The sequence below is a fragment of the Mycobacterium sp. ACS1612 genome (genome assembly GCF_001667505.1).
In the GTDB taxonomy this organism is placed as follows: domain Bacteria; phylum Actinomycetota; class Actinomycetes; order Mycobacteriales; family Mycobacteriaceae; genus Mycobacterium.
This window is the reverse complement of the sequence record NZ_LZHZ01000067.1, coordinates 179,546-205,522: the sequence shown is the minus strand read 5'-3', so window position 1 is coordinate 205,522 and position 25,977 is coordinate 179,546. Positions and strand designations below refer to the sequence as shown.

Annotated in this window: 25 protein-coding genes; 9 read left to right on the top strand and 16 right to left on the bottom strand. The window is 67.1% G+C overall.

All coding sequences use genetic code 11. The annotated features are described in order from the left end of the window. Positions 1 to 3 precede the first annotated feature (3 nt). Genes hisB through hisD form a run of 3 tightly spaced genes read right to left on the bottom strand, consistent with a single transcriptional unit; the run spans position 4 to position 3,031 of the window. Entirely contained in the window at positions 4 to 618 is a 615-nt protein-coding gene (hisB, locus tag A5724_RS29390) for an imidazoleglycerol-phosphate dehydratase HisB (RefSeq protein WP_067810581.1), read from the bottom strand. Continuing rightward, positions 615 to 1,721 (bottom strand): histidinol-phosphate transaminase, encoded by a 1,107-nt coding sequence (locus A5724_RS29385; protein WP_067810579.1) that lies wholly within the window; start codon positions 1,719 to 1,721, stop codon positions 615 to 617. Before A5724_RS29385 ends, hisB begins: the two co-directional genes overlap by 4 nt. Further along, the gene (gene hisD / locus A5724_RS29380) at positions 1,718 to 3,031 is read right to left on the bottom strand and encodes a histidinol dehydrogenase (protein ID WP_197518829.1); all 1,314 of its coding nucleotides are present in this window, start codon (positions 3,029 to 3,031) and stop codon (positions 1,718 to 1,720) included. The genes A5724_RS29385 and hisD overlap by 4 nt, the downstream gene beginning before the upstream one ends. Positions 3,032 to 3,102: 71 nt before the next feature. On the opposite strand from hisD, the gene A5724_RS29375 reads away from it, so the two are divergent. Together A5724_RS29375 and A5724_RS29370 are read left to right on the top strand one after the other, a co-directional pair. Continuing rightward, positions 3,103 to 3,522, top strand: a complete 420-nt coding sequence (locus A5724_RS29375; protein ID WP_067810822.1) for a nitroreductase family deazaflavin-dependent oxidoreductase — start codon at positions 3,103 to 3,105, stop codon at positions 3,520 to 3,522. 21 nt (positions 3,523 to 3,543) lie between these two features. Continuing rightward, entirely contained in the window at positions 3,544 to 4,182 is a 639-nt protein-coding gene (locus A5724_RS29370; protein WP_067810574.1) for a LysE family transporter, read from the top strand. On the opposite strand, the gene A5724_RS29365 is transcribed toward A5724_RS29370, so the two are convergent. Then, positions 4,172 to 5,197 carry an alcohol dehydrogenase catalytic domain-containing protein gene (locus A5724_RS29365; RefSeq protein ID WP_067810573.1) on the bottom strand — a complete coding sequence of 342 codons (1,026 nt, stop codon included), beginning with the start codon at positions 5,195 to 5,197 and terminating at the stop codon, positions 4,172 to 4,174. The two genes, A5724_RS29370 and A5724_RS29365, sit on opposite strands and share 11 nt — an antisense overlap. Positions 5,198 to 5,261: 64 nt before the next feature. On the opposite strand from A5724_RS29365, the gene A5724_RS29360 reads away from it, so the two are divergent. Further along, complete coding sequence (locus A5724_RS29360; protein ID WP_067810572.1) at positions 5,262 to 5,852, top strand: TetR/AcrR family transcriptional regulator; 591 nt, start codon at positions 5,262 to 5,264, stop codon at positions 5,850 to 5,852. A 120-nt stretch (positions 5,853 to 5,972) separates the two neighbouring features. Here A5724_RS29360 and A5724_RS29355 read toward each other — a convergent pair whose 3' ends face one another. The 4 genes from A5724_RS29355 to nadA form a co-directional block, all read right to left on the bottom strand. Further along, positions 5,973 to 6,605, bottom strand: a complete 633-nt coding sequence (locus A5724_RS29355) for a hypothetical protein (protein ID WP_369830678.1) — start codon at positions 6,603 to 6,605, stop codon at positions 5,973 to 5,975. A gap of 110 nt (positions 6,606 to 6,715) precedes the next feature. Next, positions 6,716 to 7,573 carry a carboxylating nicotinate-nucleotide diphosphorylase gene (gene nadC, locus A5724_RS29350; RefSeq protein WP_067810815.1) on the bottom strand — a complete coding sequence of 286 codons (858 nt, stop codon included), beginning with the start codon at positions 7,571 to 7,573 and terminating at the stop codon, positions 6,716 to 6,718. Then, positions 7,573 to 9,117: an L-aspartate oxidase gene (locus tag A5724_RS29345; RefSeq protein ID WP_067810570.1), complete on the bottom strand. Its 1,545-nt coding sequence runs from the start codon at positions 9,115 to 9,117 to the stop codon at positions 7,573 to 7,575. Before A5724_RS29345 ends, nadC begins: the two co-directional genes overlap by 1 nt. Then, the gene (gene nadA / locus A5724_RS29340; RefSeq protein ID WP_067810568.1) at positions 9,114 to 10,157 is read right to left on the bottom strand and encodes a quinolinate synthase NadA; all 1,044 of its coding nucleotides are present in this window, start codon (positions 10,155 to 10,157) and stop codon (positions 9,114 to 9,116) included. Before nadA ends, A5724_RS29345 begins: the two co-directional genes overlap by 4 nt. 46 nt (positions 10,158 to 10,203) lie before the next feature. Between nadA and A5724_RS29335 the strand changes: the two genes are divergently transcribed. Beyond that, positions 10,204 to 10,896: an NUDIX domain-containing protein gene (locus A5724_RS29335; protein WP_067810566.1), complete on the top strand. Its 693-nt coding sequence runs from the start codon at positions 10,204 to 10,206 to the stop codon at positions 10,894 to 10,896. 43 nt (positions 10,897 to 10,939) lie between these two features. After that, the gene (locus A5724_RS29330) at positions 10,940 to 12,277 is read left to right on the top strand and encodes a lipase family protein (RefSeq protein ID WP_067810564.1); all 1,338 of its coding nucleotides are present in this window, start codon (positions 10,940 to 10,942) and stop codon (positions 12,275 to 12,277) included. Here the strand turns inward: A5724_RS29330 and A5724_RS29325 are convergent. From A5724_RS29325 to bioB, 3 genes are read right to left on the bottom strand one after another with little or no spacing between them, the layout of a single operon-like run. Further along, on the bottom strand, positions 12,243 to 12,875 hold the full coding sequence (locus A5724_RS29325; RefSeq protein ID WP_067810562.1) for a DUF2567 domain-containing protein: 633 nt from the start codon (positions 12,873 to 12,875) through the stop codon (positions 12,243 to 12,245). The two genes, A5724_RS29330 and A5724_RS29325, sit on opposite strands and share 35 nt — an antisense overlap. Continuing rightward, complete coding sequence (locus A5724_RS29320; protein WP_067810560.1) at positions 12,862 to 13,062, bottom strand: hypothetical protein; 201 nt, start codon at positions 13,060 to 13,062, stop codon at positions 12,862 to 12,864. The genes A5724_RS29325 and A5724_RS29320 overlap by 14 nt, the downstream gene beginning before the upstream one ends. Next, entirely contained in the window at positions 13,063 to 14,058 is a 996-nt protein-coding gene (gene bioB / locus A5724_RS29315) for a biotin synthase BioB (protein WP_067810551.1), read from the bottom strand. Positions 14,059 to 14,104: 46 nt separating this feature from the next. Between bioB and A5724_RS29310 the strand changes: the two genes are divergently transcribed. Next, positions 14,105 to 14,683: a TetR/AcrR family transcriptional regulator C-terminal domain-containing protein gene (locus tag A5724_RS29310; protein WP_067810549.1), complete on the top strand. Its 579-nt coding sequence runs from the start codon at positions 14,105 to 14,107 to the stop codon at positions 14,681 to 14,683. Between the two features lies 1 nt (position 14,684). Here the strand turns inward: A5724_RS29310 and A5724_RS29305 are convergent, their stop codons facing one another. Then, a complete protein-coding gene (locus tag A5724_RS29305; RefSeq protein ID WP_067810547.1) occupies positions 14,685 to 17,441 on the bottom strand; it encodes a LuxR family transcriptional regulator in 2,757 nt (918 codons plus the stop codon). Between the two features lie 62 nt (positions 17,442 to 17,503). On the opposite strand from A5724_RS29305, the gene A5724_RS29300 reads away from it, so the two are divergent. After that, on the top strand, positions 17,504 to 17,839 hold the full coding sequence (locus A5724_RS29300) for an MmcQ/YjbR family DNA-binding protein (protein ID WP_067810545.1): 336 nt from the start codon (positions 17,504 to 17,506) through the stop codon (positions 17,837 to 17,839). Here the strand turns inward: A5724_RS29300 and A5724_RS29295 are convergent. The 4 genes from A5724_RS29295 to A5724_RS29280 all read right to left on the bottom strand — a co-directional run bounded on the left by A5724_RS29295 (position 17,832) and on the right by A5724_RS29280 (position 21,553). Further along, positions 17,832 to 18,341, bottom strand: a complete 510-nt coding sequence (locus tag A5724_RS29295; protein ID WP_067810543.1) for a 2'-5' RNA ligase family protein — start codon at positions 18,339 to 18,341, stop codon at positions 17,832 to 17,834. The two genes, A5724_RS29300 and A5724_RS29295, sit on opposite strands and share 8 nt — an antisense overlap. Continuing rightward, on the bottom strand, positions 18,341 to 19,012 hold the full coding sequence (bioD, locus tag A5724_RS29290; RefSeq protein ID WP_067810541.1) for a dethiobiotin synthase: 672 nt from the start codon (positions 19,010 to 19,012) through the stop codon (positions 18,341 to 18,343). Before bioD ends, A5724_RS29295 begins: the two co-directional genes overlap by 1 nt. Next, positions 19,009 to 20,154, bottom strand: coding sequence for an 8-amino-7-oxononanoate synthase (locus A5724_RS29285; protein WP_067810538.1), 1,146 nt, complete (start codon positions 20,152 to 20,154; stop codon positions 19,009 to 19,011). The genes bioD and A5724_RS29285 overlap by 4 nt, the downstream gene beginning before the upstream one ends. Before the next feature lie 109 nt (positions 20,155 to 20,263). Beyond that, positions 20,264 to 21,553: an adenosylmethionine--8-amino-7-oxononanoate transaminase gene (locus tag A5724_RS29280; RefSeq protein ID WP_067810537.1), complete on the bottom strand. Its 1,290-nt coding sequence runs from the start codon at positions 21,551 to 21,553 to the stop codon at positions 20,264 to 20,266. Between the two features lie 93 nt (positions 21,554 to 21,646). On the opposite strand from A5724_RS29280, the gene A5724_RS29275 reads away from it, so the two are divergent. Both A5724_RS29275 and glgX read left to right on the top strand, forming a co-directional pair. Then, entirely contained in the window at positions 21,647 to 23,824 is a 2,178-nt protein-coding gene (locus tag A5724_RS29275) for an acyltransferase family protein (protein WP_067810534.1), read from the top strand. After that, the gene (gene glgX / locus A5724_RS29270; RefSeq protein WP_067810811.1) at positions 23,824 to 25,974 is read left to right on the top strand and encodes a glycogen debranching protein GlgX; all 2,151 of its coding nucleotides are present in this window, start codon (positions 23,824 to 23,826) and stop codon (positions 25,972 to 25,974) included. The genes A5724_RS29275 and glgX overlap by 1 nt, the downstream gene beginning before the upstream one ends. Positions 25,975 to 25,977 lie beyond the last annotated feature (3 nt).

The following is a 25,977-nucleotide window of genomic DNA, read 5'->3' as shown; positions in this document are numbered from 1 at the left end:
TTGTCACAGAGTGCCTTTGGTGGATGGCACGCCGCTGACCCGCGGGTCGTACTCGACGGCCTGCCGCAACGCGCGCGCGACGGCCTTGTATTGCGCCTCGGTGATGTGGTGTGGGTCGCGGCCGTACAGGGTGCGGACGTGCAACGCGATTCGGGCGTTGAAGGCCAGCGACTCGAACACGTGTCGGTTGACCACCGTGTGATACGGCGCGCTGGATCCGGCGATGGTGAACTCCACCATGAAGTCCGGTTCCCCGGTGTGCACGAAGTACGGTCTGCCCGATACGTCGACGGCGGCATGCGCGAGCGACTCGTCCATCGGGATCCACGCGTCGCCGAACCGGCGAATGCCCTTCTTGTCACCGAGTGCTTGACCGAGCGCCTGACCGAACACGATGGCGGTGTCCTCGATGGTGTGGTGGCCCTCGATGTCGATGTCGCCGGTGGCCTTGATGCTCAGGTCGAAACTCGCGTGACTGCCCAGCGACGTCAGCATGTGGTCGAAGAACGGCACCCCGGTGCTGACGTCGACGACGCCGGTGCCGTCGAGGTCGAGTTCGAGGACGATGTCGGATTCCTTGGTCTTGCGCTCGACTTTCGCGCGTCGGTTTTCGGTCACTGTGCTCCTATTCGGGCGCTTGCTTCGAGCAGCGCATCGTTCTCGGCGGCCAGTCCCGTGGTGGCCCGCAGATAGCCGGGGATGCCGACGTCGCGGATGAGGATGCCCGCATCGAGGTAGCGCTGCCAGGTGGCGGGGGCGTCGCTGAACTCACCGAACAGCACGAAATTGGCGTCGCTGGGAATGACCCGGAAACCCATGCCGGTCAACGCTTCTGTGACCCGCTCGCGCTCGGCGATCAACTTCGCGACACTGCCAAGCGTGTCGTCGGCGTGCCGCAGGGCGGCGCGCGCGGCGGCCTGCGTTACCGAGGACAGGTGGTACGGCAGTCGCACCAACAACATCGCGTCGATGACGGCAGGCGCGGCGATCAGATAACCGAGGCGGCCTCCTGCGAACGCGAACGCCTTGCTCATGGTGCGGGTCACGACGAGCTTGGTCGGATGGTCGTCGATCAACTTGACCGCACTCGGCTGCGACGAGAACTCGCCGTAGGCCTCGTCGAGGATCAAGATGCCGCCAGCCATGGCGCCGAGCAGACGATCCAGGTCGTCGAGCGAGACACTTTGACCTGACGGGTTGTTCGGGCTGGCCACGAACACGATGTCCGGCGTGTGCTCCTTGATGGCCTGCACCGCGACGTCGGTGTCGAGGCTGAAATCGTCGGCCCGGTTGGCCACCAGCCACGCGGTCTGGGTGCCGTCGGAGATGATCGGGTGCATCGAATACGACGGCACGAATCCGATGGCACTGCGGCCAGGGCCGCCGAACGCCTGCAGCAATTGCTGCAGTATCTCGTTGGAACCATTGGCGGCCCAGAGGTTTTCGACGCTCAGCGGCGTACCGGTCTGCGCCGACATGTAGGCGGCCAGGTCGCTGCGCAGCGCGACCGCGTCACGGTCCGGGTAGCGGTGCAGATCCCCCGCCGCCGCACGCACGGAGGCCGTCACGTCGTCGATCAGTGCCTGCGTCGGTGGATGCGGGTTCTCGTTGGTGTTCAGCCGCACCGGGACGTCGAGTTGCGGTGCGCCGTAGGGCGACTTGCCCCGCAGGTCATCGCGCAGGGGCAGGTCGTCGAGCGTCACGTTCTTGCCGATGGTCACGCCTCGAACCTCCGTCGGACCGCCTCGCCGTGGGCGGGCAGATTCTCGGCCTGCGACAGCGTGATCACGTATCCGGACACGTCTTTGAGCGCGGCTTCGTCGTAGTCGACGACGTGGATGCCTTTGAGGAAGGTCTGCACCGACAGGCCGCTGGAGTGCCTGGCGCAGCCTGCGGTGGGCAGCACATGGTTGGACCCGGCGCAGTAGTCGCCGAGGCTCACCGGCGAGTATGCCCCGACGAATATCGCTCCCGCCGAACGGATCCGGGTGGCTACCTCGCGCGCGTCGACGGTCTGGATCTCCAGATGTTCTGCGGCGTAGGCGTTCACGGTTCGGACACCGGCATCGATGTCGTCGACCAGCACGATGGCGGACTGCTTACCCGTCAACGCGGCGGTCACCCGCTCACGGTGCACGGTGGTCTGCAGTTGGTTCGCCAGTTCCCGGTCGGTGGCGTCGGCCAGCGTCACGCTGTCGGTCACGAGCACGCTGGCGGCCATCTCGTCGTGCTCGGCCTGGCTGATCAGATCCGCGGCGACGTGCACCGGGTCGGCGGTGTGGTCGGCGAGGATCGCGATCTCGGTGGGACCGGCCTCGGCGTCGATGCCCACCTGCGAACGGCAGATCCGCTTGGCTGCGGTGACGTAGATGTTCCCCGGCCCGGTGATCATGTCGACCGGCACCAACTCGCTGCCGTCGGTGTCCGTGCCGCCGTGGGCCAGCAGCGCCACCGACTGTGCGCCGCCGACGGCCCACACCTCGTCGACGCCGAGCAGCCGGGCGGCGGCCAGGATGGTCGGATGCGGCAGGCCGCCGAAGTCCGCCTGCGGCGGGCTGGCGATCACCAGCGAGTCGACGCCCGCCAGCTGTGCCGGCACCACGTTCATCACCACGCTGGACGGGTAGACGGCGTTGCCGCCGGGCACATAGAGGCCCACCCGCTCGACCGGTACCCAGCGTTCGGTGACGGTGGCACCCGGCGCCAGCGTGGTCGTGGTGTCGGTGCGGCGTTGGTCGGCGTGAACGGCGCGGGCCCGGTCGATGGCCACCTGCAGGGCCGCGCGGACGTCGACGTCGAGGGCCTCCAGCGCCGCCTCCAATTGGGAGGTGGGCACCCGGACGGTCGCGGGCCGCACCCCGTCGAACGATTCGCCGTACTCGAGGGCGGCGGCGGCGCCTCGTTCGGCGACCGCGTCGACGATGGGTCGCACCCTGGGCATCACCGCGTCCACGTCCACGCCGCCGCGTGGCAGCGCGGCCCGGAGTTGCGCTGCGCTCAGCGTGCGGTTGCGCAGGTCGACGCGGGTCATCGTGATCGGGGTCATCGGCTCAATTGTCCCTGATCGGCCTACGCGAACAAAAATCCATTACTTTCATGACCATGTCCGCCGTATCTCGTAAAGATCACCCCAATAACGCGCCCGGTGTGCCGATGGTGTTCCCGGTCGCGGTGGAGAACTTCCAGGTCAAGTACTTCAACCCGATCATCAAGCCGGTCGCCCGGTTCCTGCCCGGAATGGCGACGATCAAGCACCGCGGCCGCAAGTCGGGCAAGCCGTACGAGACCATCGTCACCGCGTATCGCAAAGGAAACCTCGTCGCGATCGCACTGGGCCACGGCAAAACCGACTGGGTGAAGAACGTGTTGGCGGCCGGTGAGGCCGACCTGAAGTTCATCCGCCGCGAGGTGCACCTCACCAACCCGCGCATCGTGCCCGCGGGCGGCAGCGCCGACGGGTTGCCGTTCATGGCCCGCGCGCAGGTGAAGAACATGGCCATCTTCGTCGCCGATATCGCTTGACCGTGCTGACAGACTGACCCCATGGCGTGGGAAGTCTGGCTGACGTTCTTCGGTGCGGCGATTGCGATCAGCGTGTCACCGGGCGCGGGCGCCATCCAGTCGATGGCAACCGGCCTGACACACGGTGTGCGGCGCGGCTACTGGAGCATCCTCGGACTCGAGATCGGGTTGATGCTGCAACTCGCGCTCGTCGCGATCGGTCTCGGTGCCGCGGTGGCCAACTCGATTCTCGCGTTCAACATAATCAAGTGGATCGGTGTGGCGTATCTGGTGTATCTGGCTGTGCGCCAATGGCGTACGGCGACCATCGACCTGCGTGAGCAGGTCGGCAAGGCGATGGACGGCGGCCGCGTCGTGCTGCTGGTGCGTGGCTTCCTGGTGAACGCGACCAACCCCAAGGGGCTGGTGTTCTTCCTGGCGGTGCTGCCGCAATTCGTGGTGCCCACCCAACCGCTGCTGCCGCAATACCTCGCGGTCGGCGTGACGATGGTGGCGGTCGATCTCGTGGTGATGGGCTGCTACACCGGGCTGTCGGTGCGCCTGTTGAAGTGGCTGCACACGCCGCGCAAGCAGACGGTCATGAATCGCGTGTTCTCCGGGTTGTTCGCAGGCGCGGCCGTCGTGTTGTCACTGGTGCGCCGCGGGCCGATCACCGCGTGAACACCGTCTTACCCGTCATCGCCGGCCAGGCCGCGGGGGCGTCCTCCCATGCGACGACGCGCTCGACTGCGGGCGCGAGATCACAATGTGCCGTGAGTAATTCGAGGATCTCGGGAATGACCGCGCGCGCGTTCACCCGGCCGGTCACGAAGCGCAGGCCTCTGGTGTACATCGACAGCAGCGGCATCTCGACGCCGCCCTGGTAGTAAATGCCGGTATCGGTGCACACGCCGTCGGGCCAGGTGGCGCGAATCGTCGCCGCCAGCACGGCGGGGTCGGCGGTGGTGTGCACGGTGATCGGATAGGGCTCCCACGACTTGTCGGGCTTGACCCGGTCGTGCGCCGTGGCGCCCAGCTTTTCGGCCATCGCCAGCCGCTGCGGGTTGGTGTCCAGATAGTCGACCTGTGCGCCGTAGGCCGCCGCGAACGCCGCGGCGTACAGGCCGATCGACAGCCTGCCCGCGACCAGCACCCGGCGGTCGGAGGGATCGAGCCCATCCAGCTCACTTCGATACGGCCCGACGGCGCGCCAGCCGTCGGGGATGTTGTCGGACAACGACGCGACGGATACCAGGTCGACGCCGTCGGGAAGCCGCACCAGCATCGCGTCGGCGTACGGCACCAGCAGCAGGTCGGCCATGAAGCCGCCGCCGTCCAGACCGGCCAACGGCGCCATTCCGTACATCGCCATCAGCGGCAACGACGCGCAGGACCCCGTGACGCCGCGCCGGCAGGCGGCGCACATGCCGCAGCTGATCTGGAACGGCACGATCACCCGATCGCCGACTCTCACGTCGCGCACGGCGTCGCCGACCGCGACCACCTCCGCCACGCCTTCATGGCCGACGGCGTGCCCCGGTGGCATCGGCAGCCGGCCCTCTGCGACTGCCACGTCCAAATCGCAACAGGCCACCGCGACCGGTCGGACGATCGCCTGTTCAGCGGCCGTGAGCAGCGGGTCAGGAGCATCTCGCCAGGCGTATTCACCCGCCGCCTCGGACATCAACTGGTGCATGACGGGCCTTTCTTTAGCGACCTTTCAAGTATTGTTGAGCGATCATTCAAGTAAAGTCAAGGGCATGCCTCGTCCGGATCGAAGCCGAGCCGCGCTGCTCGACAGCGCCGCTCTGCTGTTTCGCAGGCAGGGCTACGCCGCCACGGGTGTGAACCAGATCCTGGAATCCGCCGACGTCAAGGCCGGCTCGCTGTATCACCATTTCCCCGAAGGTAAGCAACAGCTCGCCGCGGCAGTGGTGGACATCGTCGGCAGCGGGATCGAGCGACGGCTGCGGTCATTCCTCGACAGCGACCTGCCCGCCGCCGACATCGTCGACGCGTGGATCGACCTGATGAGCGCCGGGCTGTCGTCCGATCACCGCGACGGCTGCCCTATCGAACCCATCGCCACCGAGTCGGTGAACGCCAGCCGGCAAGTGCGCGATGCGTCCGCCAAGGTGTTCGCGGGCTGGTGCGCGGCTGTCGCCGACAGGCTGAAGGCCGACGGGTGGCCGGACGACGACGCGCAGCAGACCGCGCTCGCGGTGATCGCCCTGCTCGAAGGCGCGCTGATACTGTCCCGTATCGCAGGCGACACCGGATCCCTGACCGCGGCGAAAGCCGCGGCGCGCACGCTGCTCAGCCCAGCGCGCGGAGCTCACGACGGGAGCTGACGGACGGTGACCGAAGAGAAGTCAGCTGAGTGTGCCGACGACACCGTATTCACCAGATAGTTAAATTGACGTTGGCGATTGATAAATTGCGATTCTGAACTTCAGTTAATTGTGGAAGCATCATTTGCACAATTGCATGATTGCGGCATTGCTGGCGTCCGCGTCCTTCAGACGTGCGGCTTGTTCGGGCTCCGAATTCTGGGATCCCGCAGTGGCGTTTGCGCCGATGTCCATCAACAGGTTCGCGAACTTCTTTGCCGCGTCGGCGAGCTCCGGCGGCGTGGCCGGATCGATCCTGGCGAGCAAATACTGGCCTCCGTCGTACAGCGAGACGCGTGCGTTGGCCGCCACTGCCAAGGTGCCTGTTACGTCCTCGGGCCCGCCGGGGGGCTGCAGATTGGTGTTCAACGAGACGCCCTTGCGGACCACATCCGCCGCGGCGCAGACCTCTGTCTTGGCGTCAGTCCGTTGTGCGCCTGAGTAATTCGGCGAGTCGGGAGTGCCCTCTTGGCTAAGGCGGTACAGCGCCCAGCCGGCGAGAACGACCGCTGCGACGGCCACGACAAGCGTGATGGGAAGAAGAATCCGGGTCCAGGGCGACCCGCCGGATTCGGGGTAGTCGGCGGTGGACTCGATCGATGATGGCTCCGGCATGAGGCGATAGTAACGGCGCGAGTAGTCGATCAGGCGTCGCGTCGCCCCCTGCGAGTCGCGGCGGGCGGTTTCGCTGCCGAATTTGCAGGCAAATTTCAATTACCACGATGAAAAGCCATTCACCCTTTCCGAATCTGTTACTCAGATTGGTTTAGCGGTCAGCCAATTCATCCGGTAGTGGGGACTTCTGGGGAGGGCGGCGGCGGCGGTTAGACGTCTAGTCCGACATCCAGCACACGCACGGAGTGGGTGAGCGCGCCGACGGCGAGCAAGTCGACGCCCGTGCCCGCGTACTCGGCCGCAGTCTCCAGCGACAGCCCACCGGAGGACTCGAGTTTTGTTGCGGGAGAACGGGAATTGCGACGCTGCACGGCAACCTGGGTCTGCCAGACGCCGAAGTTGTCCAACAGGACCAGCTCGACGTTCTCGGCGAGCACCTCGTCCAGCTGTTCGAGCGAGTCGACCTCCACCTCGCACTCCAGCTCCGGCGCGGCTCCGCGAACGGCGCGCAGCGCCGCCACCACCGAACCCGCTGCGGCCACGTGGTTGTCCTTGATCAACGCGGCGTCTCCGAGCCCCATCCGATGGTTGACGCCGCCGCCGACGCGCACTGCGTATTTCTGCAGCACCCGTAGCCCGGGCAGGGTCTTGCGGGTGTCGCGGATCTTCGCCTTGGTGCCCTCGACGGCGGCGACCCACGCCGCAGTGGTCGTCGCGATGCCCGACAGGTGACACACCAGGTTCAGCATCGTGCGCTCGACTGTCAGCAGACCCTGCGTCGGCGCCTCGACGGCGAGCAGCACCCCGCCCGCATCCAACCGCGACCCGTCGTCGATCCGGTCCTTGATGCGGTAGCCGTCCGGCCCGATCACCTCGTCGAGCACCAGCAGCGCGATATCGACGCCGGCGATGACGCCCGGCTCGCGCGTCACCATCGACGCGGTGGTCGTCGCGTCGGTAGGCACCGTCGACAACGTGGTGACATCCGGCCCGTAGCGCAGGTCCTCCTCGAGCGCGCGTGCGATCACCCTTCGAGCTTCCGTCAGCTCGTCGGCGCTGAGTTCCATCAGCACGCCACCGCAGGAAGCAGACTGTGGGCAAGGATCGGATCGGTGTCCGGGAAGTCGGCGCGGTGGTGGCAGCCGCGGGATTCGGCCCGGGCCATCGCCGCCGTGGCTACCGCCCCGGCCACGGTAGTCAGCGCGATGTCTTCGAAGTCGCTGCGGGACATGATGTTTCGCGGTCGCGCGGTGTCGATCTCCTTGGCGAGCCGCTCCAGACCGTCTGCGTCGCGCACCACGGATGCGTACCGGGTCATCGCGCGCTGCAGGTCGGCTCGCGGCAACGCCCGCCGCTTCGACGGTTCCTGGTACACCGCGCGAGCGGGGCCGGCGGCCAGCGCATGGTCAGCGGCGGCCCTGCCCGCGCGGCCACCGAGAACCAAGCCCTCGAGAAGGCTGTTGGACGCCAGTCGATTCGCGCCGTGCAGGCCGGTGCGGGCCACCTCGCCTGCGGCGAACAATCCGGCGAGTTCGGTACGCCCGTGCAGATCGGTCACCACGCCGCCGCAACTGTAGTGCGCCCCCGGGACGACGGGGATCGGTTCGCGGGTGGGGTCGATACCGGCAGCGCGGCAGGCACTGGTCACGGTGGGGAACCGGGCCGGGAAACCATCGATGCCGCGCGCGTCGAGGTACACACACGGGTCACCGGTCTCCACCAGGCGGGCGTCGATGGCCGCCGCCACCACGTCGCGTGGCGCCAGATCACCCATCGGATGAACACCTGCAGTCACCGAACGTCCTTGGCCGTCAATGAGAACCGCGCCCTCGCCGCGGACCGCCTCGGTGATCAGCGGCCGCCGGCCGCCGGCGTCGCCGTCGTACAGCATGGTCGGGTGGAACTGGATGAACTCCACGTCGCTGACTGGCAGGCCAGCCCACATCGCCAGCGCGACCCCGTCACCGGTGGACCCCTCGGGGTTGGTGGTCGCGGTGTACAGGTGGCCCAGTCCCCCGGTCGCCAGGATCACCGACGACGCATGCACGATGCCTACTCCGTCGTCGTTGAGGACGAGCACCCCAGTCACGGCGCCGTCGGCGTGCAGCAGTTCGAGCGCGACGTGATTGCGCCGGATGTCCAACCGCGCAGCCGCGTTGTCGAGTGCGCGCTGGACTTCGGCGCCCGTCGCGTCGCCGCCCGCGTGGATGATCCGCCGCCGCGAATGTCCACCCTCGCGGGTCAGCGCCCACTTCCCGGGTGCGGCCTCGTCGAAATGCGCTCCGCCATCGACTAATTCGCGGACCGCACGATGGCCGTCGGCCACGATCGAGCGCACTGCCACCGGATCGCATAGTCCGGCGCCCGCTGCCAGCGTGTCGGCCACATGCCGGTCGATCGAATCGCCGTCGTCGCGCAGTGCGTCCGGCAGCACCACGGCGATGCCGCCCTGGGCGTAGAAGGTGGCGGTGTCGCCTGCCTTGCTCAGCACCATGACCTTGCGGCCGCTGCGGTGCGCGGCCAGCGCCGCGACCAGACCGGCGACGCCGGTGCCGACGATGACGACGTCGGCACACTGCTGCCAGTATCCGCGACCTCCGCAGGCGGTCATTCGCCGCCGCCGGGGGTACCGATCTCGATCATCCGCTGGACGCTGGCGCGCGCCAGGCGGGCGGTCTCGGGGTCGACGTCGACCTCGTCGCGGCCTTCCACCAGACAGCGCAGCAACGCTGCGGGGGTGATCATCTTCATGAACTTGCAGGACGCCCGGTCGTTGACAGCGCGGAAGTCGACTTCCGGTGCGGCGCGTCGCAATTGGTGCAGCATGCCGACCTCGGTGGCAACCAGCACCTGGCGCGCGTGCGTTTCGCGCGCAGCGTCCAGCATGCCGCCGGTGGACAGGATCCTGACTCGGTCCTCGGGGAAGGCGCCTTCGCCTGCCAGGTAGAGAGCCGATGTGGCGCAACCACATTCGGGGTGCACGTACAGTTCGGCGTCCGGATGGGTGCGGGCCTGATCGGCCAGTTCGTCGCCGTTGATCCCGGCGTGCACGTGGCATTCGCCCGCCCACACGTGCAGGTTCTTCCGGCCCGTCACGCGACGCACGTGTGCGCCGAGGAACTGGTCAGGGCAGAACAGCACCTCACGGTCTTCGGGGATCGACGCGACGACCTCGACCGCATTCGACGACGTGCAGCAGATGTCGGTCTCGGCCTTCACAGCGGCGGTGGTGTTGACATAGGACACCACGACCGCGCCGGGGTGTTCGGCCTTCCAGGCCCGCAACTCGTCGGCGGTGATCGAGTCGGCCAGCGAGCAGCCTGCGCGCTGATCAGGGATCAACACCTTCTTGTCCGGGCTGAGGATCTTGGCCGTCTCGGCCATGAAGTGCACACCGCAGAACACGATGGTGTCCTCGCCTACGTCCGCGGCGATCCGCGACAGCGCCAAGGAGTCGCCGACATGGTCGGCGACGTCCTGGATGGCCGGCAGTTGGTAGTTGTGCGCGAGCAGCGTCGCACCTCGCAAGTCGGCGAGGCGGCGCACCTCCGCGGCCCATTTCGCGTCGCCGTCCACCCCGGAATATCCGGTCGGACCAGCGACGATTCGGTCCGCGAGATCGTTCGCAGCCATACGGTCGAGAACCGTCATAGCCAACTCTCCAATCCGTCGAGGTTTTCGACTTATAATCGAAAACATGTCACATACTAGCACCGCCCATGAGGTGCTCGCCGTCGTGTTTCAGGTTCGGGACGTCGGCTCCAAGAAACCCGCACTTCACGTGCTGTTGTGGCAGCGTGCACTCGAACCCGAGGCCGGAAAGTGGTCGCTTCCTGGTGGCCGCCTCGGCGTCGACGAGGATCTGACCAGCTCGGTGCGCAGGCAGCTCGCCGAGAAGGTGGACCTGCGTGAACTTGCTCACCTCGAGCAGTTGGCCGTGTTCTCCGACCCGAAGCGCGTGCCCGACGTGCGCACGATCGCGTCGACCTTCCTCGGTCTGGTGCCCTCCCCCGCAACGCCTGAACTCCCGCCGGACACCCGCTGGCATCCGGTCAGCGATCTGCCGCCGATGGCGTTCGACCACGCCCCGATGGTCGAGCACGCCCGCACCCGCCTGGTCGCCAAGCTGTCCTACACGAACATCGGATTCGGTTTGACGCCAACGGAATTCGCGCTGTCCACGCTGCGCGACATCTACAGCGCCGCATTGGGCTACCAGGTGGATGCCACCAACCTGCAACGCGTCCTCGAGCGTCGGCACGTCATCACCCGAACCGGTACCACCGCGCGCTCGGGTCGCAGCGGCGGTCGACCCGCCGCGCTGTACCGCTTCACCGACTCGCACTACCGGGTGACCGACGAGTTCGCCGCGTTGCGCCCTCCCGGGTGAGTCGGCTGGATTCTTAATGGCCTCTTAAGGTAAGAATGACCGGATGGACTTGGGCAGCGCGGCGCGGTCGACCGGCGCCGAATGGATCGGCCAGCCACTCCACGAGGAGCTAGAGCGCAAGGCCCGACCCGTCGTCCCCGCGAAAGACCCGTTCTACCAGCCGCCGGCCGGCTTCGAGCATGCCCGCCCCGGCACGGTGCTGCGCTCCCGCGACGTCGAACTGGCGTTCGTGGGCCTGGTTCCCCAGCGGTTCACCGCCACCCAGTTGCTGTACCGCACGACCGACCTCAACAACCTGCCGCAGGCGACGGCCACCACGGTGATCGTGCCTGCGGAACGCGCGTCAGCGGGTCCGATACCGCTCATCTCCTACCAGTGCGCGATCGACGCGGTGGCGGGCCGCTGTTTCCCGTCGTACGCGATGCGGCGAGGCGCGAAGGCGCTGGGCGCGTTGGCGCAGATCGAGTTCTTCCTGGTGGCCGCTGCGCTGGCGGAAGGCTGGGCGGTGTCGGTGCCCGACCACGAGGGGCCGGGCGGGCTGTGGGGCGCGCCGTATGAGCCCGGCTATCACGTGCTCGACGGTGTCCGCGCCGCGCTGAGCTACGACCGTCTCGGATTGTCCGCGGACGGGCCGGTCGGCCTCTGGGGCTACTCCGGCGGCGGCCTGGCCACCGCATGGGCGGCCGAAGTCAGCGGGTCGTATGCGCCCGAGCTCAACATCGTCGGGGCGGTGCTCGGGTCGCCGGTCGCCGACCTCGGCCATGCGTTCCGGCGCCTGAACGGAAGCATTTACTCCGGGCTGCCCGGCATGGTGGTGGCCGCGCTCACGCATGTCTATCCGGAACTGGACAAGGTCATCCAGGAGCACGCCACCGAACAGGGCAAGGCGATGTTGACCCGGATCGAGAAAATGACGACAGCCCATGCGGTGCTGCGCTTCGTCGGCATGGACATGGGCAAGCTGGTGGATCAACCGCTCGAGCAGATCCTGCAGACGCCAGAGGTCCAGCATGTGTTCGACAGCATCAAGTTGGGCACCGCGGTGCCGACGCCGCCGGTGCTCATCGTGCAGGCCGTGCACGACAGAATCGTCTCCGTCGACGACATCGACGAGCTGACGCACATCTACCAGTCCGGCGGCGCGTCGGTGACCTACCACCGCGACATGTTCAGCGAGCACATGCTGCTGCACCCGATGTCGGCGCCGATGACGTTGCGTTGGCTGACCGACCGCTTCAACGACAAACCGCTCGACGAGCACCTGATGCGGACGACCTGGCCGACGCTGCTGAATCCGATGACCTACGTCGGCATGGCGCGGCTGCTCAAGATCGCCGCGAAGGTGGTCACTGGGCGGACGGTAGAGCGTTCTCCGCTGTAGGAAGCGGAGCCATCACGGGCTCCTCCACGGGCGGCCACGCTCCCAGATCGTCGCGCTGGGTCGAAACTGCCATCAGTGCGTAAACCAGCGCTGCGACAGCGGCAGGAAACAGGATCGTCGCGGCGATCTGCAGCGGCCCGTGGCCGAAGAACACCGCGGGCGCCTCGACGACGTAATGCACGCGATGCTCCGGCGTGACCGGAGCCGCCGCGACGTCGATCGAGCCGTAGCGCCAATGTGCAAGCGCCGCACCGACACCCGCTGCGGCGCCCGCCGCCGCGGCGCAACCGAGCGTCAGCGCGGCGGTCATCACCGGACCTCGGTGGGCCCGCCACTTCCAGACCAGCACCGCGGCGACGACACTCACCGCAGACATCATCCCCACCACCATGAACGCCGCGATGAAGAAATGATCGCCCTCGTTGCCGAGATACGCCGTGACCCGGTTTCCGCTCTTGGTCAGCGCCACGACGCCGTGGATCGGCGGCGCCAGCCACGCCCACAGCGCACCCACCACCGCGCCGAACGCGGTCAGCGCCGCAACCGTGGTCAGCGCGGCTCTGGATCGCGAAATGCGGGGTGCCTCAACGTCGCTCATCTAGGTCCTTCGAATCCTGCTCACCGTGGCGCGAGCACTTCGCCAGCCAGCCGTCTGGACGCACCTGCACCACCATGCGCCTGCCGCACTCCGCGCAGAACCGGGGTGGCTCCAAACCGAGTTGGGCAGCCGTGGGATCGGCTCCGCCCGCGGGCTCGCCAGTGTAGACGTTGAACTTGGCAGCCATCTACAGGCTGGCGTTGAGCGCCTTGATCGGCATCTGCAAATCCTCGAGCAGTTCCAGATCGGCCTCGGCGGGCCTGCCGAGCGTGGTCAGGTAGTTGCCGACGATCACGGCGTTGATGCCGCCGAGGATGCCCTTCTTGGCGCCGAGGTCGCCCAGGGTGATCTCGCGGCCGCCCGCGAAGCGCAGCATGGTGCGCGGCAACGCCAGCCGGAAGGCGGCGACTGCCTTCAGGGCCTCCGACGCGGGCAGCACGTCGAGGTCTCCGAACGGGGTGCCCGGCCGCGGATTGAGGAAGTTCAGCGGCACCTCGTGCGGATCGAGTTCGGCCAGGTTCGCCGCGAATTCGGCGCGCTGCTCCAGGGTTTCGCCCATGCCGAGGATGCCGCCGCAGCACACCTCCATACCCGCCTCTCGGACCATTTGCAGCGTCTCCCAGCGTTCCTCCCACGAATGGGTGGTGACGACGTTCGTGAAGAACGACCGCGCGGTCTCCAAGTTGTGGTTGTAACGGTGTACACCCATCTCTTTGAGGCGGTCCACCTGCTCTTGGGTCAGCATGCCGAGCGAACACGCGATCTGGATGTCGATCTCGTTGCGGATGGCCTCGATGCCGGCGGCGACCTGAGCCAGCAGCCGCTCGTCGGGTCCGCGCACGGCGGCGACGATGCAGAACTCGGTCGCCCCGGTCTTGGCGGTCTGCTTGGCGGCCTCGACCAGACTGGGGATGTCGAGCCAGGCGCTGCGCACCGGCGATGCGAAAAGCCCGGACTGCGAACAGAAGTGGCAGTCCTCGGGGCAGCCGCCGGTCTTGAGGCTGATGATGCCTTCGACCTCGACGTCGGGCCCGCACCAGCGCATCCGGACGTCGTGGGCCAGTTCCAGCAGCTCGTCGAGTTTGTCGTCGGGCAGCTGCAGCACCGCCAGTATCTGCTCCTGGGTCAGGCCCTCGCCGCGCTCCAGTACCTGCTCGCGGGCCTCCGCCAGAATCTCGCTCACCGGTCCTCCTGTGTGACTTGAACGGTGTTCAGGTTAGGGTACCGGTGTGCAGCTCCACAAACGGGACGTGCTCGACGCGGCGACCGCGCTGCTCGACTCCTACGGCATCGCCGACCTGACGATGCGGCGGCTAGCCCGGGAGCTAGCCGTCTCCCCCGGCGCGTTGTATTGGCATTTCGCCAACAAGCAGCAGTTGTTGGGCGCGGTCGCGGACCGGATCCTCGAGTCGGTCGATGACCAGCCCGGCGATTGGCGGCAGCGGGTGACTGGGATCTGCGGACGGTTGCGTGACGCGCTGTTGTCCCACACCGACGGCGCCGAGTTGGTGTCGGCGAGCTTCGCATCAGGACAGTCGACCGCGATGGCGCAGATCCTGCTGCGGCTGACCGATGCGGTCACTGACGCCGGCGTGGAATCCGCGCATGCCGGGCTTGCTGCCCGCACCATCCTCTACTACGTCCTCGGCTTCACTGCTGACGAGCAGTCGCGGCTTCAGTGGGACGCGGCGGGCGCCGAACTGCCGGAGGCGCAGTCGATGTGGTCGGATGACGACACCGATCGCTTCGCGTTCGGCATTGGCCTGCTACTCGCGGGAATCGAAGCGCGGCAAAGCCACCGTCTGTAGGTCATCCCAGTTGCTCGGACATCCACCGGGCCAATTCGGCGCGCGAGTGGATGCTCAGCTTGCGGTAGATGCGAAAGAGGTTGGTGTCGACGGTCTTTGGGCTGATGAACAGTTCGGCGGCGATGGCGCGATTGGTCATGCCCGACGCCGCGAGTTCGGCAACGCGTCGTTCGGACGGAGTCAGCACTGCGACACCGGCATTGACCGTCACCCTGGCGAGATCGGCACGTGCGCGGTGGGCCCACAACGGCGTGCCCAGCCGCTCGAACGTGTCGAGTGCCTCGCGCAGCGACGCCGAAGCCGACTGTTTCTTTCGCAACCTGCGCTGTAACTGCCCGAGCAGCAACTGACTTCGGGCGCGTTCGAACGGCATCGGGACACGGTCGTGCTGCCTCATTGCCGCTTCTGCGGCTTGTATCCCCCCGGCCAGATCACCCCTGGCGGCGAGCAGCATCCCACTGCACCGGCCCGCCACCGCGAGCATCCACGCGCGATCCAATCGGGTGCCGTTGCGCTCCATCAGATCGGTCAGGCGTTGCGCTTCGTCGAGTCGCTTCATCTGGACCATCGACTCGACGGCGTCGCCGACGCAGGACGCCACGATGATCTCGGAGTACTCCGGATCCGCGAGAAGGCCGTCGATGACCGGTTGCATGACCGCAATGGCTTCCGCGTAGCGGCCCAGCGACGTCTCGAGGAAGCCGAGATTGGCCACCATCCAGCCGCCCAATTCGCGGCCCTCGCTGCGGTCGGACGCGTCGAGGGCGACCCTCGCGTCGCGACGGGCAGCCTCGACCTCGCCCGCGAAGGCGGCAAGCGACGAGCGGATTGCGATCGCGCTGAAGAGATGAACATCGCCCTCGAGGTGCGCCGCACGGTCCATCGCGTCGTCCGAGATGCGCCGGGCCTCGTCGAACTCGCCGCTCCAGATCTCGACCATCGCGCGGTGATACGAGATGAAGATCGATTCGCTTTCTTCGCCATTCTCGATCCGCTGCTGGTGTATCGACCGCAACTCTCGGCGCGCGACGGCGAGCTCACCGGTCCAGGCTCGCAGGATCGCGTTCTGCACTTTGGGCCGAAACGCGAGCTGCGCCGGTGATTTGTCGTCCTCCAGCGCCAACGCGCGCTGCAGCTTCGCCTCGTCTACCCCGGCGCCGCACATGAATTGCAACACCACCTGCAGGCCGAGGGCGCGACTGACCAACGTGGGCTGACCGAGCGCCTCGGCGCGCTGGACCGCTTCGTCGATGCGGTCCGCGGAGTCTCGCTTGCGCCCGATGTTCATCAGGACGTACGCGAGCGCCATCAGCATCTGAACCGACAACACCGCGTCGTCAGCGGCTTCCGGCAGGAAACTCTCCAAAAGGATTGCCGCCGAACCGAATCCGTCGGCGTACATGACAATGGTGGCGAGCAGGCTGGCCGCGGCCGCACGGGTTCGACCCGGTTTGAGCCGCTTGATCGCATCGTTGAGAAGCGACCGCGCCGTCTCGGCCGCCCCACTTTCGAAGTGGTGTGTCGCAGACCGAACTTGGCGATCGGGATCGTCGCCGCCGAGCGCGATCGCGAGGTCGAGCAACTCCGCGGCGGCCGAAGGTGCGCCGCGGTTGCGCGCCATCTGGGCGGCGGCGTCAAGAGCCGCGAGCGTCGTCTCGTCGGCGCTCGTTGCCCCGCGAGCGAGGTGGCGCGCACGCAACTCTGGCTGCTCCACCACCTCGGCGATGGCGCGGTGCATTTCTCGGCGTTCCGCGGGCGCGAAGCCCGCGTAGACGCCGTGCGCCAGTAGCGGATGAGAGAACGTGAGGCTGCCGCCGTTGAGGCGAACGATTCCGTCCGACTCGGCGGGTTCGAGCAGTTGCGCGATGCGTTCCGTCGAGGTCCCCATCGCTTCTGCGATGACCTCGGTCGAGGGCGTGGACAGACATGCGGCTGCCAGCAGGGTTCGCCGGGTGTCCGGCTTCAGTCCACGGATGCGCGCCTCGACCACTTCCGAAAGCGAATCCGGAAGCGAAACCTCTTCATTGGACGTCGCGCCGTGGAATACACGGCCCAACTCGAGCGCATAAAACGGGTTGCCACCGGAGATCTCGTGTATGCGCCTGACCTCCGAGCGGGTGAAGTGCCTTCCCAGGCGACCGGTGAGCAGGTCTGACAACTCACCGATCGAGAACGGAGACAACGCGATCTGCCGCATCGCCGTCGGGTCCCTGACCGCAAGCAGTTCCGTCGGCGCCCGCGAACCGGGCTCTGTGCGACGAGTGGCCAGCACGCCAACCCTGCCGGTGAACCGGCGCGCGGCGAAACTCACTGCGAACACCGACGACGGGTCCAGCCACTGCACATCGTCGATGGCAACGAGGACCGGGGTCTCCGCGGCGAGCGCTTCGACGAGGGCCAGGAAGGCCGCGGCGACCGCGCGGGGTTCGGTGACGCCGTCGGTTTCGTCGGCTCGCAGCAGCACCTGGTCGACGGCTCTCATCTGGGGTTGCGGTAGATGCACGAGTACCCGAGCCTCGGTCCCGCCGAGCAGATCGGCCAATGCGCTGTAGGCGACGACGGATTCGGCCTGCGCTGGACGTGTGGTGAGCACCCTCATCTCACGCTTGCGCGCCGCGTCGAGGGCATGCAGGCACAGCGTGGTCTTGCCTATCCCGGCTGCACCCTCCACCAGCAACGCCGCCGGGCCTTTACTCGCCAGGCCCAAGAAGTCGTCAACTGCCCGTTCTTCGTCAGGTCGGCTAACGATCCCCGACACGTACAGAAGAATCGCAGGTTTTGCTGTGGTTGTCAGCGCAACCTCCGCTACCGTCTCGAAACGTGATCACCGTGGACGACGTCCGGCGCCTCACCGCGGGGCTACCCCGGGCGTACGAGGTGGTGGTGCGTGACCGGATCAAATTCCGGGTCGGGCGGATCGTGTTCGTCGCGTTCTCACGCGATGAGACGGTGATGGGCGTCGGCTTCCCCAAGGAGGAACGGGCGGCGATGGTGGCCGCCGAGCCTGACAAGTTCATGCTCCCGCGTCAATCGGACATGCGGTACAACTGGATCGCCGTCCGACTCGACGCCATCGACCTCGACGAGGTGCGCGAACTCGTCATCGATGCATGGCGGATGTGCGTGCCCAAAAAGGTTTCCGCAGAAGTCAACTGATCGGGTATTCGCGTTTAGCGTCGCCGTCCCAGCGGCGAACACCGATCACCTCGCCGACGATCTCCGACGGTCGACCGGCTATCCGCAGCGCCCGCCCGAGTTGGTTTGCGTGCACTCGCCGGGCCAACGTCACGTGCGCGGTCCACTGCCCGGGCAGCGAGTTCGCCATCGGCTGCGGGCGCTGAAACGGCAGACAGCGCCGGCCGACTTCGGCATGCAGGTCGAGCAGCGCGACCGTCGGCACCAGCAAGCGGGTCAGGATGAACTGCGACCGGCCGAACAACAGTGCAGCGCCGATCCGGCACGGCAGGGGAAACCGCGTCGTCAACGACTGCAGCAACGCGTCCACGTCGCTGTCGATGTGCTCAGCGACGGTCAACGTCGAATGCGGTCTGCTCGCGGGCGCCTGGCTGGGAATCCCGGCCTCCCGCAACCCATCCCAGATGTGCCGGACCGCCTCTTCGGTATCCGGATCGAAGACCACCTCGACGGACTGGACCATCAGCCCGCCAGGCTCGTGACCCACTGGGTGTCGAAGGCAGCCGCGCTCATCGACTCGAAGTCGCGGGCGCTCGAGGCTCCGGCACCCGCAGGCAGCACCGCGCGCACCGGAGCCAACCGCGCCAGCGCGTCACGGTTGCCTGTCTCGGCGACGTCCGGATCGCGCGGCCAAGCCCCGATCACCAGGCCGGCGCACGGAATATTCTGCGCGGCAAGCGCTTCCAGTGTGAGCGCAGTGTGGTTGAGCGTGCCGAGACCGGGTGAGACGACGATCAGCACCTGGGCGGCCAGGTCGCGTGCGATGTCGCGCAGCGTCACCCCGCCCTGGCCTAGTTCGACGAGCAGACCGCCCGCGCCCTCGACCAACGTCAGCTTTGCATCGACCGCCGTCACCGACCCCACCAGCTCGTCGCGGGTCGGCAGCGCCATGCCCGCCCGCTCGGCGGCGGCGGCCGGTGCCAGCGGTTCGGGATACCGCCACGTGCCGTAGAGCGCAGTCACGCCCGCCAGTCGGGCGACGTCGGCGAGGTCGTCGTCTCGGGGGCTACCGGTCTGCACGGGTTTGCACACCGCGACATCGACACCGGCCTGTCGGGCCGCACACGCGAGCGCGGCAGTCGCCACCGTCTTGCCGACCCCGGTGTCGGTGCCCGTGACGACAAGCGTGCTCACAGCAGATCTGCGAGCACTTCGGTGAGAACCTCTCGCGCCAAAGCCATTTCGTCGTCGGACAGCGACGCCCGCGCCGTCAGCCGCAGCCGTGACGTCCCCGCAGGGACGGTCGGCGGGCGGAAGCAGCCGACGCGCACCCCACGCTCCAGGCAGGCCGCCGCGGCGGCCAGCGCCACCTCGGGCTCGCCGAGGATCACCGACACCACCGCCGATTCCGGACGCTCGACCACACCGCACATCTCGGCGAGCGCGGCCGCGTGATCGAGCACCGCCGTAGCTCGCCACGGGTCGTCGATCAGCACGCGCAGCGCGGCCCACGCGGCGCCGACCGCGGCGGGCGCCAAACCGGTGTCGAAGATGAAGGGTCGTGCCGCGTCCACCAGATGCGCCCGCACCGCGGCGGGCCCGAGCACCACCCCACCCTGGCTGCCCAGCGCCTTGGACAGCGTCGTCGTCATCACGACATCGGGCGCACCGGCGAGGCCGACCTCGTGCAGCAGGCCTCGCCCTCCGCTGCCACGCACGCCGAGACCGTGCGCCTCGTCGACGATCAGCAATGCGCCGTGCCTGCGGCACGCGTCGTGCAGGGCGCGCAGCGGCGCCAGCACGCCGTCAGCGGAGAACACCGAGTCCGTCACCACGGCGGCGCGCTCTTCATCACGCCCCGCCAGCGCCGCCTCCACCGCCGCGAGGTCGCGGTGCGGCGTCACCACGACGCGGGCCCGCGACAACCGGCAGGCGTCCACCAGCGACGCATGGGTCAGCGCGTCCGATACCAACAGCGACCCCGCCCCGGACAGTGACACCACCGCACCGAGGTTGGCGGTGTAGCCCGACGAGAACAAGAGCGCCGATTCGGCGCCGACGAACCCCGCGAGCGCGGCCTCGAAACCTTCGTGCAGTTCGGTGTTGCCGGTGACCAGTCGCGACCCGGTCGAACCGGCGCCCCAGGTGCGCAGCGCGTCGACGCCGCCGTCGATCACCGCGGGGTGTTGCGACAGCCCGAGGTAGTCGTTGGAGGCCAGGTCGAGGTCGGCGCCGACCGGCGGACGGGTACGCAGGGAGCGACGAAGCCCGGCCGCGCGGCGCTGCTGCTCGACGTCATCGAGCCAGGCCAGCGGGGAAAGACCGACGCGAGTCACCAGGCACCTCCAGCACTTGAACGGTGTTCAGGTTAGGGCACCGGTCCTGGCGGGCACAACTCGCCGATTTATGCGCGCTGACCGCGCGTCGATGCACACAAATCGCCGGTTAGGTGACCGCGCGCGCGACGCCGACCATCGCCGAGGTGATCTGCGCGATCTCGGCATCGGTACAGATGTAGGGCGGCATCACGTAGATCAAATTGCGGAATGGGCGCAGCCAGACGCCGTGCCGCAGCGCCGCAGGCGTCGCGATCCGCAAGTCGACCGGCGCAGTCATCTCGAGCACGCCGACCGCCCCGAGCACCCGCACGTCGGCGACCCCGGGCAGGTCCGCCGCCCCAGCCAGCCCCTGCCGCAACCCGGCCTCGATCGCGGAAACCCTTGCCCGCCAATCCTGTTCGAGGAGCAGCTCAACTGCGGCCACACCGACAGCGCACGCCAACGCGTTGGCCATGAATGTCGGACCGTGCATCAGCGCGCCGGGCTCACGCGTGCTGATCGTGTGCGCGATGTCGCGGGTGCACAGCGTCGCGGCCAGCGTGATGTAGCCGCCGGTGATCGCCTTGCCGACACACATGATGTCGGGCCGCACCCCCGCATGATCGGCCGCGAACAGTTCGCCCGTACGGCCGAAGCCGGTGGCGATCTCGTCGAAGATCAGCAGCACACCGTGGCGGTCGCAGATCGCGCGCATATCGACCAGATACCGGGGGTCGTGAAACCGCATCCCGCCCGCGCCCTGCACGACGGGTTCGACGATCACCGCGGCCAGTTCGTCGGCGTGTTCGGCCAACTGCTGCTCGAACGCCGCGACGTAGTCCTCGTCGTAGTCGGCGGGCACCTGGGGCGCGAACTCTTGGCGGGCCAGAATGTCGGTCCACAGCTGATGCATGCCGCCGTCCGGGTCGCACACGCTCATCGGTGTGAACGTGTCGCCGTGGTAGCCACCGCGCCACGTCATCAGCCGATGTTTGTCGCCACGTCCGATGCTGCGCCAGTACTGCAGCGCCATCTTGACCGCGACTTCCACCGACACCGAACCGGAGTCACTGAAGAACACCGTGTCGAGCCCGTCGGGCGTGATCTGCACCAGCAGCTCGGCCAACCGGGCGGCCGGTTCGTGCGTCAATCCGCCGAACATGACGTGGTTCATCGTCGCCAGTTGGCGGGTGATCGCCTCGTCGAGCGCGGGATGTCCGTGGCCGTGGATCGCGGTCCACCAGGACGCCATCGCGTCGAGCACCTCGATCCGCTCACCGTTGTCGATCAGTGTCAACCAGGCGCCCTTCGCGCCGACCGCCACCACCGGAGCCAGCGCTTCGGCACCGATGGCGCTGTACGGATGCCAGACGTGCGCGGCGTCGATCGCGCTGATCTCCGCGGGGGTCAACGTCATCTGTGGAACCACCCTGATCCTTTGCTCGGTGGCTGCGTCCGGTCGGCTGCGGCATGAGGCGGCAGCCGACCTTGGGTAGATTAACCGTCGACCATGATGACCCTCGCTCCTGCCCGGCCTGCGGCCGTCACCGATCCGGGTTCCGACTCGCGCATCGCCATGGGGACGCGCGAATCGGGTTTCTACCGCCACGATTTGGACGGCCTGCGCGGCATCGCCATCGCGCTCGTCGCGGTGTTCCACGTGTGGTTTGGCCGGGTTTCCGGCGGCGTCGACGTCTTTTTGGCGTTGTCCGGCTTCTTCTTCGGTGGCCGCCTGCTGCGCACCGCGCTGACCCCCGGCACGTCGCTGTCACCCGTCCCGGAGGTGACCCGACTCGTACGCCGGCTGTTGCCCGCCCTCGTCGTGGTGCTCGCCGCCGCGGCGGTGCTCACCATCCTGGTGCAGCCGGAGACGCGCTGGGAGACGTTTGCTGACCAGAGCCTGGCCAGCCTCGGCTACTTCCAGAACTGGGAGCTTGCCAACACCGCTGCGGACTACCTTCGCGCCGGTGAGGCGGTCAGCCCGCTGCAACACATCTGGTCGATGTCGGTGCAGGGGCAGTTCTACATCGGCTTCCTGGCGCTGATCTTCGGGTTCGCCCATCTGTTGCGTCGCAGGCTCGGCAGGTACATGCGGATTTCGTTTGTGCTTCTGCTGAGCGCATTGACCATCGCGTCGTTCGTCTACGCGATATTTGCTCACAACGCCGATCAGGCGACTGCCTATTACAACAGTTTCGCCAGGGCGTGGGAGTTGCTCCTCGGCGCGCTGCTGGGCGCCGTGGTGCCGTATGTGCGCTGGCCGATGTGGCTACGCACGGCGGTCGCCGTGGTGTCGTTGGCGGCGATTCTGTCGTGCGGCGCGCTGATCGACGGGGTGAAGGAGTTCCCCGGTCCGCTGGCGCTGGTGCCCGTCGGCGCCACCATGCTGTTCATCATGTCGGCGGCCAATCGGCAGTCCGATCCGAAGACCGCGGACCGCCTGCCCGCCCCGAACCGGTTGCTGGCCACCGCCCCATTCGTGACGCTCGGCGGCATGGCGTACTCGCTGTACCTGTGGCACTGGCCGCTGCTGATCTTCTGGCTGTCGCACACCGGTGAGCCGAAGGTCGACTTCGTCGAGGGCGCCGCGGTGTTACTGGTCTCCGGTCTGCTCGCGTGGCTGACGCTGCGGTACGTGGAGACTCCGCTGCGGTACCGCGCCTCGGCGAAAGCGGCAAAGCCATCGCCTGCGGTGCCGCTGTGGACCCGGTTGCGCCGCCCGACGATCGTGATGGGTTCGATCGTCGGACTGCTGGGCGTCGCATTGACGGCGACCGCGTTCGGATGGCGCGAACACCTCACCGTGCAACGCGCGAACGGCAAAGAACTCGCGAACCTTTCGCTGCGCGACTATCCCGGCGCCACCGCGTTGATCAACCACGCGAAGGTGCCCAAGCTGCCGATGCGCCCGACAGTGCTCGAGGCCAAGGACGATCTGCCGGAAACCACGCTCGACGGCTGCATCAGCGACTTCGACAACAGTGACGTCGTCGACTGCACCTTCGGCGACAAGGAAGCCACCCGCACCATCGCGCTGGCGGGCAGTTCGCATGCCGAGCACTGGATCACCGCGCTGGACCTGCTCGGTCAGATGCACCACTTCAGAGTCGTCACCTACCTGAAGATGGGTTGCCCGCTGACCACCGAACAGTTGCCGTTGGTGATGGGCGACAACCGCCCGTATCCGGGCTGTCGGGTGTGGAACAACCGGGTGATGCCGAAGTTGATCGCCGATCGTCCCGACTTCGTGTTCACGACGTCCACACGGCCGTGGAACATCAAACCGGGCGACGTGATGCCGTCGTTTTACATCGGCATCTGGCAAGCGTTGTCGGACAACAACATTCCGATCCTGGCCATGCGCGATACGCCGTGGATGGTCCGTAACAACAAGCCGTTCTTCCCGGCCGACTGCCTGGCCCGCGGCGGCAACGCGAACTCCTGCGGCATGAAGCGATCCGACGTACTGTCAGAGCACAACCAGACGTTGGATTTCGTAAGGCGGTTTCCGTTGCTGAAGCCGCTCGACATGAGCGATGCGGTGTGTCGGAAGGACATCTGCCGCGCCGTGGAGGGGAATGTGTTGCTGTATCGCGACTCCCACCACATCTCGACCACCTACATGCGCACCATGTCCAACGAACTGGGACGCCAGATCGGCCTGGCCACCGGCTGGTGGCAGCCCTGATGTCGTCGCCGGGGCCTTCGTCGGTGCCGACCGTTTGGCCGGGTGAGGCCTACCCACTTGGAGCCACCTACGACGGCGCAGGCACCAACTTCTCGTTGTTCTCCGAGGTGGCCGAGCGGGTTGAGCTGTGCCTGATCGCCAAGGACGGCAGCGAGCAGCGCATCAATCTCGACGAGGTCGACGGGTACGTTTGGCACTGCTATCTGCCGACGGTCACTCCCGGCCAGCGCTACGGCTACCGCGTCTACGGCCCGTGGGATCCGTCGGCCGGCCATCGATGCGATCCGAGCAAGCTGCTGCTCGACCCGTACGGCAAGTCATTTCACGGCGACTTCGACTTCAGTCAGGCGCTGTTCTCCTACGACCTGCAGGCCGACGACCTGGCGTCGGGTGGCACGCCGCCGCGGATCGACTCGCTGGGGCACACGATGACCAGCGTGGTGATCAACCCGTTCTTCCAGTGGGGATCGGATCGCGCGCCGCGCACGCCGTATCACGAGACGATCATCTACGAGGCTCACGTCAAGGGCATGACGCAGACCCACCCGGGTATTCCGGAGGAACTCCGCGGTACCTACGCGGGGCTGGGCCATCCGGTGATCATCGACCACCTCAAGTCGTTGAACGTCACCGCGATCGAGCTGATGCCGGTGCACCAGTTCCTGCACGACCACCGGCTGATCGATCTCGGGTTGCGAAATTACTGGGGCTACAACACCTTCGGGTTCTTCGCGCCGCATTACCAGTACGCGGCGAACAAGCACGCAGGCGGTGCGGTGGCCGAGTTCAAGACCATGGTGCGGTCGTTCCACGAAGCGGGCATCGAGGTGATCCTCGATGTCGTCTACAACCACACCGCCGAGGGCAACCACCTCGGCCCCACCATCAACTTCCGGGGCATCGACAACGCCGCCTACTACCGACTCGAGGACGCCGACCCGCGGTTCTACCGGGATTTCACCGGTACCGGCAACAGCCTCAACGCACGCCACCCGCACACGCTGCAGTTGATCATGGACTCACTGCGGTACTGGGTGCTGGAGATGCACGTCGACGGCTTCCGTTTCGACCTCGCGGCGGCGCTCGCCCGCGAGTTCTACGAAGTCGACCGATTGAGCGCGTTCTTCGATCTGGTGCAGCAGGATCCGGTGGTCAGCCAGGTGAAGCTGATCGCAGAACCGTGGGACGTCGGCGAGGGCGGCTATCAAGTCGGCAATTTTCCAGGTTTGTGGACCGAATGGAACGGGAAGTATCGCGACACTGTGCGCGATTATTGGCGGGGCGAGCCCGCAACCCTCGGCGAGTTCGCCTCGCGGCTGACCGGTTCCTCGGATCTCTACGAGGCCACCGGCCGTCGTCCCGGCGCGAGCATCAACTTTGTCACCTGCCACGACGGCTTCACGTTGGCCGATCTGGTGTCCTACAACGAGAAGCACAACGAGGCCAACGGCGAGGACAACCGCGACGGCGAAAGCCACAACCGGTCGTGGAACTGCGGCGTGGAAGGCCCGACCGACGATCCCGAGATTCTGGCGTTGCGCGCCAAGCAGATGCGCAACATCATGGGCACGCTGATGATCTCCCAGGGCACCCCGATGATCTCGCACGGCGACGAGATCGGGCGCACCCAACGGGGCAACAACAACGTCTACTGCCAGGACTCGGAAATTTCCTGGATGGACTGGTCGATGTGCGAGGCGAACGCCGACCTGCTCGACTTCACCCGTCGCGTCACCAAGCTGCGGCACGACCATCCCGTCTTCCGCAGGCGGCGCTTCTTCGAGGGCAAGCCGATCCGCACCGGCGACCAGGTCCGCGACATCGCATGGCTGACACCGGCGGGCAAGGAGATGGCGCCCGAGGACTGGGGCACCGGGTTGGGCAAGTGCGTCGCGGTGTTCCTCAACGGCGAGGCCATCCCGACCCCCAACGCGCGCGGCGAGCGGGTCGTCGACGAGTCATTTCTGTTGTGCTTCAACGCACACGACAAACCGCAGGACTTCGTGACGCCGAAGGGCAATTACGCCAAGGAGTGGACCGCCGTGCTCGACACCGCCGATGCGACGGGATCCACCGAACTTGTCGTCACGGCGGGCAAGAAGATCTCGCTGCACTCGAGGTCCCTGCTTGTGCTGCGTAAGACCGCCTGACGC